Below are 14,905 nucleotides of genomic sequence, written 5' to 3' on the forward strand. Positions count from 1 at the left end.
AAAGATTATTAAGTATAAGATTCTTTGACCTGGAACAGTGTCTAGCTCCAGGCATCTTGCACTTTTCCCAGATTACCGACGCATGATTTTTTTAGAAAGTGTATTGCCAAGCCATTGTGCTAATTGCACCATGATGATTAAAATGACGACCGTAACGAGCATGACACTACCGTCGAACCGTTGATAACCGTATGTCATCGCGACATGTCCAAGACCTCCGCCGCCAACTGTTCCGGCAACTGCCGAGAAATCGATCAGACTGACGGAAACGAAGGTAAGTCCTAAAATAAGTGGACCCAATGCTTCTGGTATCAAAACCGTGAAGATAATCCGAAGAGGGCTTGCACCCATTGCCTGTGCTGCTTCAATAACGCCAGGATCAATGCTGACCAAGTTATTTTCAACAACTCGGGCAATGACGAATGTTGCAACAATTGTCATCGGAAAAATGGCTGCTGCGGTTCCGATTGTTGTCCCGACAACTAATCTTGTCAGTTGTGAAATGGCTACTAAGAAGATGATGAACGGAACAGGCCGAACGATGTTAATGACTATATTTAATATTTGAGAAACAAGTTTGTTTTCCAAAATATTATTTTGCCTAGTGACAAATAATAGCAGGCCAATTGCAATTCCAAAAATGGAACCAAAAACGAGAGTGGCGATTACCATGATCAGTGTTTCACCGGTTGCTTCTACAATCCGGGGCCAAAATGTAAGCCAATCAACGTTCATCTTGTAGGACCTCCTCTATGTCTACAATTAATTCAAGTTCTTTTAATACATGGCTTACAGCATCCGTTTCTCCTTCAAATGAAACAAGTAGATTGCCAAAAAATCGTTCCTGTAATTCTCGAACTGAACCGTAAACGATGTTGAAATCAACATCATGTTTACGTGTAACTTTTGAAAGAACAGGATCACTTGCAATATCTCCTTTGAAAATAACTCGATATAACTTGGTACCACCTTTTGATTGCCACTCATTAATCAATTTTTCTGAAGGTAGATCCTGCTGCACGGATTGGATGAATCGTTGTGTTGTCGAATGTTGAGGATCAGTAAATGTTTCAAAAACATCACCTGTTTCGATTACTTCTCCATTTTCCATGACCGCTACTTTGTCGCAAATTGTTTGAATAACATGCATTTCATGTGTGATAAGGAGGATTGTAATACCCAAATCCTTATTCACCTTTTTCAACAACCGCAGTATATCGGCGGTCGTATCAGGATCTAGTGCAGATGTGGCTTCATCACAGATTAGGATGTCTGGTGAAGTGGCGAGTGCTCTGGCTATACCTACGCGTTGCTTTTGCCCTCCTGATAGTTGGTCCGGATAATCTTTAGCTTTATCGGCCAGGCCAACGAAGTCCAATAATTCCTCGACGCGTTCCGCAATTGCTTTTTTTTGCATTCCGCCAAGTTTCAAAGGATACGCGATGTTTCCTGCAACTGTCCGTGAGTTCAGCAAGTTGAAGTTCTGAAAAATCATGCCGATGTTGCGACGTTGCGTCCGTAAATCTTTTGAGGATAATGTACTGACGTCGATGTCTCGAATGAAAACAGAGCCTGAAGTCGGGCGTTCAAGCATATTTACTAACCGTAGCAATGTGCTTTTTCCAGCGCCGCTAAAACCGATGATGCCGAAAATTTCACCTTTTTCAACGAAAAGAGAAACATCTTTTACCGCATGTACCTCACGCTTCCCAAGGGCGAACGTCTTGGATGCATTTTTAAATTCAATCATGTATTGACCCCCTAAGTACTTCGTTAATTCTGTGCGGACAACGGATGCAACTAGCAAAATGACTTGTGACCCCGAGCATCTGGCCGCTGAAGCTAGATAGTTGTAAGAACGAAAAAAATCCCTCTTTTTCTTAAAATAGATAAGAAAAAGAAGGATTCTAATAAAAGAAGCCATCTCGTTCTCATCTTCCAAACGCATACGCGTCTGTAGGAGTTGGCACAGTGTTCATTGGTCATGAACCTGTTGCCGAGATGTCATAGGGCCTGTCCCTCGATCTCTCTGGATAAGAAAGTGATGTAGTGCTATTCGATTGTTGCAAGAATTGAATCTAACTCTAGTGTGCAAATTAGGTAAAGTCAATGAATTTACTAAAGTAAAATAATTCAGATTACTAATAGTCGTAAACAATTTCAGAATTCTGATACACTTAAAGTGATAGAGAAAGCGGTGTGAGAATGACAATTTTTATATTTATTAGCATTATACTTTTTGCGTCCATTTTACAGACAAGTACAGGATTTGGTTTTTCGATCATGGCGACACCTTTTCTACTCATGATTTTCAATCCGATGGAGGCCATTCAGATAAACCTAGTTTTGTCGCTTGTTATTTCGAGCGCACTTATTGCTAAAATACGTAAAGATGTGGATACAGACCTATTAAAAAAGTTGATAATCGGGAGCTTATCTGGACTGCCAATTGGTATCATTTTGTTCATTTCGGCGGATATCAACAAATTGAAAACGGGCATAGGCATTGTTCTTCTTTTGCTAACACTGCTGCTTGTCCTGAACCTTCGAATTAAGAGAACTAAACGTGGGGACTTTGTTGTTGGCGGATTATCCGGTACATTGACGACAGGAATTGGCATGCCAGGTCCGCCGCTTTTGCTCTACTTTGCAGGAACAGCTATGCAAAAAGAAACATTACGTGCAACGACACTCGCGTTTTATTTATTCATCTATTCCGTTAGTCTACTCATTCAAGTGCTTTTTGTTGGTACAAATAAAGGTATCTGGACCTCAATCGGAATGGCACTGCCGCTAGTATTTGTTGGATTGTATCTAGGACAACTACTATTCCGTCATATCAGTCAAAAGACCTTTCGGATCTTCACATATGGTATTTTACTATTTACGGGCGTTTATTTATTAATAAAATGAGAAAGTAATTTATAGAATGGAGATGTTTCTTATGAAAATCGCATTGTTTGGGGCAACAGGGCGTGTGGGTGGGGAAGTCCTAAAATTAGCATTAGCAGAAGGGCATGAAGTGACGGTACTTGTCCGTTCACCTGAGAAATTGGCGCCACATGATAGGTTGACGATTATCCAAGGTGATGTCCGTGATGTTGTAGCAGTTTCGGATGCCGTTGCTGGAATGGACGTTGTATTCAGTTCGCTAGGTACAGACCAGACAACAACGTTGACTGAGGCAGTTCCTCATATGATAAGAGCGATGGAGGATACGGGAATTAATCGGCTAGTCACAATTGGGACAGCAGGCATCTTGCAAAGTAAGATTGATCCCGAAAAACTGCGTTATGAAGCTGGAGATACAAATCGTCGACTAACTTTTGCAGCGGAGGAGCACCATAAAGTGTATGACAGGCTGCGTCAATCGAGGCTTGAATGGACAATTGTCTGTCCTACTTATTTGCCGGATGGTGTTGCGGTGGGTGACTACAGAACTGAGCGCGATTTGTTGCCAGAGGAAGGTAAACAAATATCCGTTGGTGACACAGCTGCTTTTGCTTACGGCGAACTACTGCAAGGCGATAATATCGGGTTTCGTGTAGGAATTTCATATTAGTAAACAGAGTAGTACTGTCGTTGACAGTGCTATTTTTGTACGGAAAAGCATCACTCTTTTATGGAGTGATGCTTTTTATTTGGAAAATAAAAAGTTACTTTGCTGGCCACCATAGTAACAATGTTTCATGTGAAACACTGCGTTGTTAACCCCATAGTAACGGGCAGAACCCCCATCCCGATTGAAGTTTCACTTTATAAATAAGTTCCAAAAAATGCCTGAAACGAAAATAAAGATCATCCGTCAAATCAGTTAGCAGCCAAAGTAACTGCTAGTTGAAAGGTTGGGGAGGAATTTTTTATGAAAAAAAAGTTTGGAATGCTTATATGTGCAATGGTTATCTTTACGATGGTGGGTTGTTCGGGATCAGGATTAAATGACGGTATAAAGGACGAAGTTTCCGTCAAAGACATAATGGAAAGTGTTAAGGGGCAAGTTGTACAAGATATAAAAGATGCAGGATTCGACGATGGACAAACTGATGAGGAAATTCTTCAAAATTATGTGGAGACGAATTTAGTAAATGCTAAAACAGACGATTCAATGACACAAATATTTATGGAGCGAACAGAACTTGATAAAGAGTTACTAGCAGAAGGTTTGATGTTCAACTCTATGTTTAATATCAATTCGGATGAAATAATTGTCTTGAAAGCGAAGAATGAGGAGGACGCAGAATCATTGAAAGCCTCGATGCAAAAAGAATTAGATGCACAAATACAAACATGGGAACAATATCTTCCTGATCAATATGAAAAAGTGAAAAACAATGTGTTAAAAACGACAGGTGATTTTGTTCTATACGTTACGTATGGCAATGTAGATGCAGTAGAGCAGATTTTTGATGAAAAAGTAAAGTGAATTCTAAAGGTGCTTATTTCGCGACTTTAGAAGCCTCTAGCGGATGTCACGGATTTTGAAGGAATCTAAGTTTGCCGCGTCCTGCGTCAATGTTTGCATGCCTGTATCCTGCAGGCACATGCTCAATTCAAGATTCGGACTAAAACACAGGCCGAGGCGTATTTGAAGGGCGCTGAATAAGCGCCTTTCTACATAGCAAAAGCTAGGAGAGTGATTGTGTGGTATTCAGTAGCTTATTATTTCTATTTTTCTTTTTACCAACTACATTACTCCTTTATTTTTGCGGTTCTAGAAAGATGAAAAATGGCATTCTCCTTATCGTTAGTCTTATCTTTTATGCATGGGGAGAACCTGTTTATATATTTTTAATGATTTTTTCGGCTATTACAGATTATTTTCACGGGTTATTTATTCAAAAATACAGGTTAACTGCGCCGCTTAAAGCGAAGCTCGGATTACTTTCATCTATTGTTATTAATCTAAGTTTATTGTCTTTTTTCAAGTATGCAGACTTCCTAATTGAAAACATCAATAATTTATTCGGCATGAATGTAAATGCCTTAGACCTTCCATTACCGATTGGCTTATCTTTTTACACATTTCAAACGATGTCGTATGCAATCGACGTGTATCGTGGACGGGTGAAAGCACAACAAAATCCGTTGACGCTTGCGCTATATGTTTGTTTGTTTCCACAGCTTATTGCAGGACCTATCGTACGATACGAAATTATTGAACATGAACTTAAAGACAGACGTGTTACGCTTAATCAATTTTCAGAAGGTGTGAAGATTTTTCTTATCGGGCTTGGTAAGAAGGTGTTGCTCGCCAATAACATAGGATTTTTATGGAGTGAAATTCAGCAGCAAAGTCCTGCTGAATTGTCAGTATTATCGGCTTGGATGGGGATTGCAGCATTTGGTTTGCAACTGTATTTCGATTTTAGCGGTTATTCTGATATGGCCATTGGCCTCGGGAAAATGTTCGGTTTTAATTTTCCACAAAACTTCAATTATCCGTTTGTTTCCCGCAGTATCTCTGATTTTTGGCGAAGGTGGCATATGACGCTTGGCGGTTGGTTCCGGGACTATGTGTATATACCACTAGGCGGGAGTAGAAAAGGTAAATACAGGCTCTATCTAAATTTATTCATCGTTTGGGGTCTGACCGGATTATGGCATGGGGCTGCATGGAATTTCGTGGCTTGGGGTCTTTACTTTGGTGTATTGATTGCGATTGAAAAGGCAGGGTTACTGGTGCTACGCGAAAAAATGCACCCGATTTTCCAACACATTTACGCGTTTGTTATCATCATGATTAGTTGGGTACTATTCGTTTTTGAAGACCTCTCCATGAGTTTTACCTATTTGGAAATTATGTTTGGGTTTTCGGGACAAGCATTGGTAAATGAGCGATTCATGTATGATGCGTATACAAATGCTATTCTCTTTCTGTTAGCTTTTATTGGCTCGGTTCCAATTTTGAAAACGTTGAGGAATAAAATGACACGTTGGCATAAAGTGATTGACGAAATTTTAATTCCTGTATTTTGTTTACTTATTCTCGTCTTGTCGACCGCTTACTTAGCGGATGATTCATACAACCCATTTCTTTATTTTCGCTTCTAGGAGGTGACACATTGTCTATTCATAAAAAGTGTTTTGTAGGTGTATTTTTGGTATTCATTTTTGGAATAGGGTTATTCAATGTGGTAGCTAGCGACCGTGCTTTCTCTGAGAGAGAAAACCGTCCATTAGCTCAAATGCCTGAATGGACATTGCCAAATTTTTATTCTGGAAAGTTAACGGCGCGTTTTGAAACGTATATGTCTGATCAGTTTATTTGGAAAGATGGTTGGGTGAGGCTGAAGGCGATGTCGGAAAGGGCTTCATTGAAAAAAGAAAATAACGGGGTTTTCTTTGGCAAAGATGGATTCCTTATTGAACCATTTGAAAAACCTGGCGAACAGTTTGATAAAAACATTGAGTATGTGAAAAGGTTTGCTGCAAATGCAGAAGGTATTCAGTCGTATGTATTACTTGCACCAACTTCGATAGCGCTATATGAGGATAAACTGCCCCTTTTTGCTCAAACTTCCAGCGAAAGAGAAGCATTTGAAACCGCGAAAGAAAAGTTGGATTCCATAATGGAGGTAATTGATGTATACGATGCGCTCAAATCGCAAAGTAACGATCAAATCTATTTTAAAACAGATCACCATTGGACGATGCGGGGGGCATATCTAGCTTACAGAGATTCAGCAAGAGCGTTGGGGATAAAGCCATATGAAGAAGACGACTTTCGTATTAAAACGGTAGCTGAAAATTTTTTCGGAACACTCCATTCCAAGACGAATGCGATCGGTGTTGAGCCGGACAAGATTGAAGTTTATTTGCCAAAGTTTGAAACTACTCAAACAGTGACCTATGAAGACGGACGACAATCTGAATCATTATACGAATGGGATTATCTTGAGAAAAAGGATAAGTATTCGCTATTCTTGGATGGTAATCATACACTTGTAAAAATTAAAACAGGGGTCGGAAATGGCCGTAAGTTGGCGATTGTTAAAGATTCCTATGCTCATGCATTTATCCCCTTTTTAGCGAATCACTTTGAGGAAATACATGTACTAGATCTTCGATATTATCATTCGGATGTCCTTATGTATTTGAATGATCAAAACATCTCTGAAGTATTATTTTTATACAATGTTGCTAATTTTACAAAGGACCCAAATATGATTTGGTTGTCGCAAAGTACATTGAAATAAAATTTTAGTACGAATGGGATCGTTGGTTAATGCGAAGATGCCGTAGAACGAGCGATGCTTTATTAGTGGATTACGCTTGATGATAAGAAAAGGAGTTGCTTTACTCATAATGAGTGAAGCAACTCTTTTTTTTACATGAATAAGTGAGTAGTATATTTCATTAAATAGTTATACGGCTACTTCACTCATCAGCGCATGCGTATTCCCCTCGGTATCATTGAAAAACACCATCCACGTTTCTGTGGAATCCATTTTTGCGACGACATGCGGTTTATCGATAAATGAAACTCCTTTTTCTTTCATCTGACTATAGCTTGCTATGATTTCATCTACTTGGAAATAAAGGACGGAACTTGCGTTTGTGAATTGTTCCTTTTCGGGAAGACTAAGCATAAGGCGGATGCCGTCGCAGTCGAAGAAAGCCATTGTGTCTGTGTTGAATAAAAGCGGTAGTTCAAGTAAATCTTTATAAAATAAAATAGCTCGATTAATATCTTTTGCAGGAATCCCAATTTGGCCGATACTTTTTAAATTTGTCACAAAAGTATTCCCCCTATTCAGTAATATTTTCATTTAGCATAGCACCCCAGTTTTATCCAACGAAGCGGAGGGACAAGAAGATGGATATTCTTTATAGTGGTTTGTTAAAAGATAATCATCCGTTTTATATTCGACGACTGCACCTGAAAGACCTTCATGAAATTATACATGTACAGAATGAGGTGGTTTATGTACTTGATAATCCAAGTTCGTTATCTTCACTATCCCAAAAAGAGTACGAATATATTTTGGCTGACGGCGGTAAGATGGTAGGGGTGTTTGCAGATGAACGGCTCGTCGCATTCCGTGCATTACTTGTCCCTGGAGCAGATGAAGAGCATCTCGGTTCCGACGTTGGGCTTGATTCGGCGGAATTTGAGTCTGTTATTTATCAGGAGATATCGACTGTTTCGCCACGCTATCGTGGCTACCGTCTGCAAAAGATTATGGCAGACGTCTTAATGGAGCAGTTGAAAGTGGCAGACTATAAGTACGTTTGCGCAACGGTTGCTCCGTTTAACATCGCAAGTCTCAAGGACAAGTTTTCACAGCAGATGGAAATTGCCGCGCTGAAAAAGAAATATAACGGGGTGTTGCGTTACGTTTTTGTGAAACATCTTCATAAAGAGGGGGACGAATGGGAAGTGGAGCAATTCATTCCGATGCAAGATACAAAAGCTCAGCAAAAACTGCTTGAAGAAGGATGGCGAGGGACTGGGATTTCAGGAAGTACGGATGGCTGGCTTGTACGGTATTGTAAATAGTTTATCGACTTTCATGACAAGTAGAAAAGGAGCGACTTCACCCAAATGAGTAAAGCCGCATCCTCTTTGATTCACATCAATTTTGAAATGAACATTGTCGCGATTCCGAAATAAATCAAAAGCGACAATATATCATTGATGGTAGTAATAAGCGGACCCGATGCAACTGCAGGATCCACATTGAATTTGTGCAAGACGAGCGGGATGATTGTACCCGCCAGCGTTCCGATAATAAGTGTGATAAGTAAAGAGACGCCAACGACAAGTCCGAGTACAAAACTACCTTGCCAAATATAAGCAATAATTGAAATGACGATGGAACAGACAATACCGATAATAATCCCGACTAACAGCTCTCGAAAAATAAGTTTCAGCATTTTTTTCGTATCAAGATCCTCGGATACAAGACCGCGGACAACGACGGCGAGTGATTGTGTTCCAGTATTCCCGGTCATTCCGGCAATCATAGGCATGAAGAAGGCGAGCGCGACAACGGCTTCAAGAGTCGCTTCGAAACGGGATATGATACTTCCAGAAACAAGTCCAATGAACAGCAGTAAAATTAGCCATGGCAAACGTCTTCTGGCGGCAACTAACGGCTTCGTTCTAAAGTCAATCGCTTTTCCAGAGGCCAGTAGCATTTCAATATCTTCATTCGCTTCCCGGACGACAATATCAAGGACGTCATCCACCGTGATGATACCGAGCAGAACACCTTCGTCATCAGTGACAGGCATTGAAACGAAATCGTAACGGCCAATAATCTTAGCAACTTCTTCTTGTTTGGTCATCACACCTACCTTGACGATATTCCGTGACATGATGTCTTCTATTTGAGCTTCGGGTTCTGCGAGCAACAGGTCTCTGTACGATGCGACACCGATAACTTTTTTGTCATCATCTAGAACGTACAGATAGTTTAGATACTCCGCAAGTGCAGCGTAACTCTTTAGTTTCTTTACTGCCCGCTCGACAGAATATGATTTATGAATCCATACGAAGCGGTTCGTCATCGCTCTTCCGGCCGTTTTTGGCGGATAATTCATGATCTGCCGGATGATGTCCATTTCTTCTTGTTTCATTTCGGCAATTAATGCATCGGCTTCTTTTTGGGGAAGTCCCGATAACAGGAAAGCAAGGTCATCATTTTTCATAAGATCCAATATATCCGTAGAACGGGCAGGACCGATTGTTCGCAAAGCACGGAGCTGATCATCCTGTGATAAATGACGTAATAACCCGGTTAATTCATCTAACGTAAGGAATTCTAAAAATAACGGCCGATGTTTCACTGGTAAATTTTCATATTGGTTTGCAATATCGAAAGGTTTCAATTCCTTCATGATTTCATGGAATGTCTCTCTTTTTCCTTCTTTTAATATATGGATTAGCGCAGTTGCGATTCCATTCTCAGGGTCTTTATGAACCAAAATATACACCTCTCTTAAAAAATGGTGAGAGATGGATCAGTGTGCTGCCGTTTCTCTCTCTATAGCTTTATCCCCTATTTCATTCATCGGAAAACCATTTTGATTGTTTATTAAAAGGAATAATTTACTTAACTGGGTGGGAGGCGAAGATCGATTGAAAAAGAGCCAGCAAATGAAATTGATAAGCGTACTACTAGTGATTGTAACGATTGTCTTGCTGATAAACGGATTTAAAGGTAAGGATAACCATACCACCGCTCCGGACAATACGACAGTATCCGTTGCTAAAGTTGATGAACCAGTCGATAAACCGCAAAAAACGTATGCATTTCATGACATTGACGAAATTTTGAAAGACCCGAGATTACAAGGTGCGACGACTGTGGTAAGTATTCGTGAGGCAGCAACCGGCGAAGTTGTCTATTCCCATCTAGGAGATACGCGAGTCCACCCCGCATCCGTAATGAAATTACTGACAGGCGCTGCGGCATTTGAAACACTTGGAGAAGGACATACGTTCAAGACTGAGTTGTATATGGATGGGCGAATAGAGAGCGGCGTGCTGCACGGCAATCTCTATTTAAGAGGAAGAGGCGATCCGACACTGACGAAGAACGACCTGAAGGCATTCGTATCCGAATTAAAAGCGAAGGGAATCAGCTCCATCGCAGGAAACGTCTACGGGGATGATACTTGGTACGATGACATTAGACTTTCCCAAGACCTAAACTGGTCTGATGAACCCTACTATACAGGTTCCCAGGTGTCCGCACTGACGTTATCTCCAAATGACGACTATGACGCAGGTACGGTCATTGTCGAAGTGAATCCTGCAAAGAAATCTGGACAGGCGGGACAAGTCGCCATGGTACCAGCAAATAACTACCTGACAGTCGTCAACAAGACTCAAACGGTAGCTAAAAAAGGCAAGAAAAGTATTACGGTTGAAAGGCAACACGGTACAAATACGTTTATCGTATCCGGGACGATTCCAGAAGGCTCAATAAAAACACGCACTTGGGCATCTGTCTGGGAACCGACAAACTACACGATTAGCATCTTCAAAAAAACAATTGAAGAACTAGGCATTACGTTTTCGACAGCTCCGAAAGTCGAGCGCAAAAAAGTGACTAAAGGGGCTACTTTACTGACGTCAAAAAATTCAATGCCACTACATGAATTGTTCATTCCCTTCATGAAATTAAGTAATAACGGACATGCTGAAGTACTAGTTAAAGAGATGGGGCGTACTATAGGTGGTGAGGGCAGTTGGGATAAGGGGCTTTCGATTATAGAGACAACTCTCTCTACTCTAGGACTTGATACAAAAAATATGCTGCTTCGCGATGGATCAGGTATGTCCCATAAAAACCTTGTCACGGCGAATGAAGTGACAAAACTGCTTTACACAGCACAGACAAAACCATGGTATCCAGCATTTTTGAATGCGCTTCCTGTAGCAGGGAATGGAGAACGGTTTGTTGGAGGAACATTGCGCAATCGTATGACAGGGACAACGGCAGCAGGCAACGTCCAAGCGAAAACGGGCGCATTGAACGGGGTCACCGCGTTGTCTGGCTACGTTACAACGAAAGATGGAGAAATACTTACTTTTTCTATTATGATTAATAACTATTTGAATGACACGACGCCTGAAATACTAGACAAAATCGCTATTACACTTGCGAACTATCAGTCAAAGTGAGCAATTTGATATGCAATAAAATGCATATTTCGTGCATATTTATGTTTAGCAGAAAAAGAATAGGGAACGAGATAGAGAGTAAGGTAAAAACCGGAAAAACATCCGGGATGATAAAAAGGGGAGAACTTTTACTATGGGGAAGTTGAAAGTACTATTTCTATTGTTAACTGTTTCGGTGTTGGTGTTATCGGCATGCGGGACAAAGAAGGATGCCGGAGCAGAAAAAAGTGACGGCGATGGAAGCTATGAACTTATGAAAAAAGGGAGTCTGACTTTTGCCGCGAGTGGTGTTTATAAGCCATTTAATTTTGAAGAAAAAGGGAAATTAACTGGTTTTGATATAGAGATTGGTGAGGCAATTGCTGACAAGATGGGGCTAGAGGCAAACCCAGTGACAAATCCCTTTGAAACAATTATGCAGGGGCTAATCGGTAAGAAGTTCGATGCAATCATTGGATCAATGGCTTATACGAAAGAGCGTGCAAAGCAGGTGAACTTTACTGAACCTTACTATTACTCGGGCGGAATGATTTTTGTATCCGAAGATAATAAGGATATTAAGTCTGAGGATGATTTGAAAGGTAAAAAAATCGGTGTCGTGGCCCAATCTACATATGAAAAACCCGCACAAACCCTTTCGGACAATATCCAGTATTATAGCAGTGATGTAGTTGCACTAAAAGATTTGACTATAGAAGGCCGTCTCGATGCAGTTATCACAGCCGATATCGTAGGCTATGAAGCGATTGATAATGATTTTAAAATTAAGGAAGTCGGAAAGCCGCTATGGGTAGAGCAGCCATCCATCGCTGTACGACCTGACAATGATGCATTAAGGGAAGACATTGACAAAGCGCTGAAAGAAATAATTGAAGATGGTACGTATGATGAAATTTCAAAGAAATGGTTTGATCGAAATCTACTAGACCTTGATCTGGAAGGTGTGGAGCTTTTAGAATGAATGACTCCACAGACTTGACTACAGAAAGAGGGTATAACTAGTGCCAGAGATATTTATAACACTTTATGAGGTATTCATACGAACGTACCCAGGATTTTTAAAAGCTGCACTTATCACGTTGGAAATTACAGCAATTGCACTCGTGTTAGGTACTGCACTAGGTATAGTTTTTGCATTAATGAAGATATCCAAATCAAAAATTTTACAGACAATCGCAAACCTGTATATTACTTTAATCCGGGGGACTCCGCTGATTGTCCAAATCATGTTTCTCTATTACGGAATTACGAATATCGTCGTCCTTTCGAATTTCTGGGCCGGTGCAATCGCGCTAGGTATTCATAATGGTGCTTATATTGCGGAAATTTTCCGGGGCGCCATACAGGGAATCGATCGCGGGCAAGAAGAAGCAAGTCTTGCGGTTGGTATGAACCGTCGGCAAGCAATGCGGAGAATTATTTTTCCGCAAGCGCTTCGCCGTGCGATTCCGCCACTTGGAAACCAGTTCATAATTACCATGAAAGATTCATCACTTGTGTACGTTATTGGTGTTTCGGAAATGTTCGGACTGGCAAACAGGGAAGCGGCAGCATCATTCCAACCATTCGAAACATTCCTAGTCGTCGGGGTTTATTATCTCGTACTTGTACTAATCTTCTCGGCACTGCTGAAATGGTATGAGAAAAAGCTGGATGTTGACAGTATATGAGGAGGAAATTAAATGATTAAAACAAAAAACCTCCACAAGTCATTCGGCGATCTTGACGTGCTGAAAGGAATCGATCTAGATGTGGAGACCGGAGAAGTTGTTGTGCTTATCGGAGTCAGCGGATCGGGTAAAAGTACGTTGCTTCGCTGTTTGAACTTCCTTGAAATGCCGAATGAAGGTGAAATTATAATTGATGGACGACAAGTCGATCTGAAGAAAGATGACTTGTCGAATGTGCGTGCCGAAGTAGGAATGGTGTTCCAGCATTTTAATCTTTTCCCACATAAGACAGTGCTTGAAAACATCACGGAGGCACCAATCATTGTCAAAAAGATGAAGAAGGAACGCGCAGAGAAAGAGGCGCGTATTATCTTGGAAAAAGTCGGCTTATCTGATAAAGCAGACGTCTATCCAGGTAAACTATCAGGCGGGCAAAAACAGCGTGTTGCTATTGCTCGGGCACTCGCAATGGAACCCAAAGCGCTCTTGTTCGACGAACCGACATCAGCGCTTGACCCAGAACTTGTCGGGGAAGTACTTCAAGTAATGCAGGATCTCGCCAATGAGGGTATGACGATGGTCGTTGTCACCCATGAAATGAAGTTTGCAAAAGAAGTTGCCGACCGAATTGTTATGCTGGACGAAGGCTGTATCATTGAAAATACAGATCCGCATACATTTTTCAACCATTCGACCAACGAACGGACACGCCAATTTTTAGAGATGGTTGACGTATAAGGCAGTGAATAAAAAAGATATCCAACACCGGTGTTAGTAGGTGCGGGATATCTTTTTTATATTAGCGTTTCGGTTCATAATTCAACATCTTGAACATTTCCGACAGTTCCTCGTCGGTCAAGTCACGCCACTGACCATTCGGCAAGTCACCAAGATGGATGTTCATAATGCGCGTACGTTGTAATTTTCGAACATTATAACCAAGTGCGGAACACATGCGGCGGATTTGGCGGTTTAAGCCTTGCGTCAATGTCATGTTGAATTTACGTGGTCCTAGTTGTTTTACTTTACATGGTTTTGTTACCGTATCTAAAATCGGGACGCCTGACTCCATCTGTCTGATGAATTCCTTCGTGATTGGTTGGTCGACAGTGACGATATATTCTTTTTCATGGCCATTTTCTTCGCGCAAGATTTCATTGACGATATCGCCGTCATTTGTCAGAAGAAGAAGTCCATCTGAGTCTTTGTCGAGTCGACCGATATGGAAAACACGTAGCGGATGATTGACGAAGTCGACGACATTACCTTTAATATGGCGTTCCGTCGTGCTAGTAATGCCAACGGGTTTATTGAGCGCAAGATAAACGAGTTGCTCTTCCGTCTTCACTAGTTTTCCATCAGCATGGACTTCGTCGCCATCTTCGACTTTACTGCCGAGCTCGGCAAGTTGCCCGTTAATCGTAATGCGTCCATCTTCTATCCATTTATCCGCGCCACGACGGGAAACAATCCCGGCTTCGCTTAAATACTTATTAATTCTCATGTATGTCATCCTATCTAAGAAAGTTCTTTCTTCTATTGTAGCGCGTCTACGGAAAATGTTCAAAACCGTGGAGTTGGTATTAGAAGTGCAGAGTTG

General features: G+C 41.1%; 15 protein-coding genes and 1 riboswitch. Of the genes, 10 read left to right on the top strand and 5 right to left on the bottom strand.

What is annotated here, in order from left to right:
• Positions 1-72: 72 nt before the first annotated feature.
• Together MKY15_RS07795 and MKY15_RS07800 are read right to left on the bottom strand one after the other, a co-directional pair.
• A complete protein-coding gene (locus MKY15_RS07795; protein WP_067204226.1) occupies positions 73-735 on the bottom strand; it encodes a methionine ABC transporter permease in 663 nt (220 codons plus the stop codon).
• The gene (locus MKY15_RS07800; protein ID WP_187046314.1) at positions 725-1,750 is read right to left on the bottom strand and encodes an ATP-binding cassette domain-containing protein; all 1,026 of its coding nucleotides are present in this window, start codon (positions 1,748-1,750) and stop codon (positions 725-727) included. Before MKY15_RS07800 ends, MKY15_RS07795 begins: the two co-directional genes overlap by 11 nt.
• 178 nt (positions 1,751-1,928) lie before the next feature.
• A riboswitch (SAM riboswitch) is annotated at positions 1,929-2,040 on the bottom strand.
• A 165-nt stretch (positions 2,041-2,205) separates the two neighbouring features.
• On the opposite strand from MKY15_RS07800, the gene MKY15_RS07805 reads away from it, so the two are divergent.
• The 5 genes from MKY15_RS07805 (at position 2,206) to MKY15_RS07825 (ending at position 7,196) form a co-directional block, all read left to right on the top strand.
• Positions 2,206-2,913, top strand: coding sequence for a sulfite exporter TauE/SafE family protein (locus tag MKY15_RS07805; protein WP_187046315.1), 708 nt, complete (start codon positions 2,206-2,208; stop codon positions 2,911-2,913).
• 31 nt (positions 2,914-2,944) lie between these two features.
• Entirely contained in the window at positions 2,945-3,562 is a 618-nt protein-coding gene (locus MKY15_RS07810) for an NAD(P)H-binding protein (RefSeq protein ID WP_187046316.1), read from the top strand.
• 300 nt (positions 3,563-3,862) lie between these two features.
• Positions 3,863-4,423 carry a DUF4358 domain-containing protein gene (locus MKY15_RS07815; RefSeq protein ID WP_187046317.1) on the top strand — a complete coding sequence of 187 codons (561 nt, stop codon included), beginning with the start codon at positions 3,863-3,865 and terminating at the stop codon, positions 4,421-4,423.
• Positions 4,424-4,641: 218 nt separating this feature from the next.
• The gene (locus MKY15_RS07820) at positions 4,642-6,051 is read left to right on the top strand and encodes an MBOAT family O-acyltransferase (RefSeq protein ID WP_342539345.1); all 1,410 of its coding nucleotides are present in this window, start codon (positions 4,642-4,644) and stop codon (positions 6,049-6,051) included.
• 11 nt (positions 6,052-6,062) lie between these two features.
• On the top strand, positions 6,063-7,196 hold the full coding sequence (locus MKY15_RS07825; RefSeq protein WP_342539346.1) for a DHHW family protein: 1,134 nt from the start codon (positions 6,063-6,065) through the stop codon (positions 7,194-7,196).
• Between the two features lie 168 nt (positions 7,197-7,364).
• Here the strand turns inward: MKY15_RS07825 and MKY15_RS07830 are convergent, their stop codons facing one another.
• The gene (locus tag MKY15_RS07830; RefSeq protein ID WP_342539347.1) at positions 7,365-7,736 is read right to left on the bottom strand and encodes a VOC family protein; all 372 of its coding nucleotides are present in this window, start codon (positions 7,734-7,736) and stop codon (positions 7,365-7,367) included.
• A gap of 80 nt (positions 7,737-7,816) precedes the next feature.
• Between MKY15_RS07830 and MKY15_RS07835 the strand changes: the two genes are divergently transcribed.
• Positions 7,817-8,500, top strand: coding sequence for a GNAT family N-acetyltransferase (locus MKY15_RS07835; protein WP_342539348.1), 684 nt, complete (start codon positions 7,817-7,819; stop codon positions 8,498-8,500).
• Positions 8,501-8,571: 71 nt separating this feature from the next.
• On the opposite strand, the gene mgtE is transcribed toward MKY15_RS07835, so the two are convergent.
• Positions 8,572-9,930, bottom strand: coding sequence for a magnesium transporter (gene mgtE, locus MKY15_RS07840; RefSeq protein WP_156475934.1), 1,359 nt, complete (start codon positions 9,928-9,930; stop codon positions 8,572-8,574).
• Between the two features lie 154 nt (positions 9,931-10,084).
• Between mgtE and dacB the strand changes: the two genes are divergently transcribed.
• The 4 genes from dacB to MKY15_RS07860 all read left to right on the top strand — a co-directional run bounded on the left by dacB (position 10,085) and on the right by MKY15_RS07860 (position 14,043).
• Entirely contained in the window at positions 10,085-11,635 is a 1,551-nt protein-coding gene (dacB, locus tag MKY15_RS07845) for a D-alanyl-D-alanine carboxypeptidase/D-alanyl-D-alanine-endopeptidase (protein ID WP_342539349.1), read from the top strand.
• A 133-nt stretch (positions 11,636-11,768) separates the two neighbouring features.
• Entirely contained in the window at positions 11,769-12,596 is an 828-nt protein-coding gene (locus MKY15_RS07850; RefSeq protein ID WP_187046322.1) for a transporter substrate-binding domain-containing protein, read from the top strand.
• A 40-nt stretch (positions 12,597-12,636) separates the two neighbouring features.
• Positions 12,637-13,305, top strand: coding sequence for an amino acid ABC transporter permease (locus tag MKY15_RS07855; protein WP_067204259.1), 669 nt, complete (start codon positions 12,637-12,639; stop codon positions 13,303-13,305).
• Positions 13,306-13,317: 12 nt separating this feature from the next.
• The gene (locus MKY15_RS07860; protein ID WP_340741164.1) at positions 13,318-14,043 is read left to right on the top strand and encodes an amino acid ABC transporter ATP-binding protein; all 726 of its coding nucleotides are present in this window, start codon (positions 13,318-13,320) and stop codon (positions 14,041-14,043) included.
• Positions 14,044-14,104: 61 nt separating this feature from the next.
• On the opposite strand, the gene rluF is transcribed toward MKY15_RS07860, so the two are convergent.
• Positions 14,105-14,809 (bottom strand): 23S rRNA pseudouridine(2604) synthase RluF, encoded by a 705-nt coding sequence (gene rluF, locus MKY15_RS07865; RefSeq protein ID WP_067204263.1) that lies wholly within the window; start codon positions 14,807-14,809, stop codon positions 14,105-14,107.
• Positions 14,810-14,905: the final 96 nt, after the last annotated feature.

The sequence above is a fragment of the Sporosarcina sp. FSL K6-1540 genome, from assembly GCF_038620285.1.
GTDB classification, from domain to species: Bacteria; Bacillota; Bacilli; order Bacillales_A; family Planococcaceae; genus Sporosarcina; species Sporosarcina psychrophila.

Bases quoted from the DNA above. Each gene is read 5' to 3' on its own strand.
- MKY15_RS07800 (WP_187046314.1), bottom strand. From the start codon at position 1,750: ATGATTGAATTTAAAAATGCATCCAAGACGTTCGCCCTTGGGAAGCGT.
- MKY15_RS07805 (WP_187046315.1), top strand. From the start codon at position 2,206: ATGACAATTTTTATATTTATTAGCATTATACTTTTTGCGTCCATTTTA.
- MKY15_RS07815 (WP_187046317.1), top strand. From the start codon at position 3,863: ATGAAAAAAAAGTTTGGAATGCTTATATGTGCAATGGTTATCTTTACG.
- MKY15_RS07850 (WP_187046322.1), top strand. From the start codon at position 11,769: ATGGGGAAGTTGAAAGTACTATTTCTATTGTTAACTGTTTCGGTGTTG.
- MKY15_RS07810 (WP_187046316.1), top strand. From the start codon at position 2,945: ATGAAAATCGCATTGTTTGGGGCAACAGGGCGTGTGGGTGGGGAAGTC.
- MKY15_RS07860 (WP_340741164.1), top strand. From the start codon at position 13,318: ATGATTAAAACAAAAAACCTCCACAAGTCATTCGGCGATCTTGACGTG.
- rluF (WP_067204263.1), bottom strand. From the start codon at position 14,809: ATGAGAATTAATAAGTATTTAAGCGAAGCCGGGATTGTTTCCCGTCGT.
- MKY15_RS07835 (WP_342539348.1), top strand. From the start codon at position 7,817: ATGGATATTCTTTATAGTGGTTTGTTAAAAGATAATCATCCGTTTTAT.
- MKY15_RS07795 (WP_067204226.1), bottom strand. From the start codon at position 735: ATGAACGTTGATTGGCTTACATTTTGGCCCCGGATTGTAGAAGCAACC.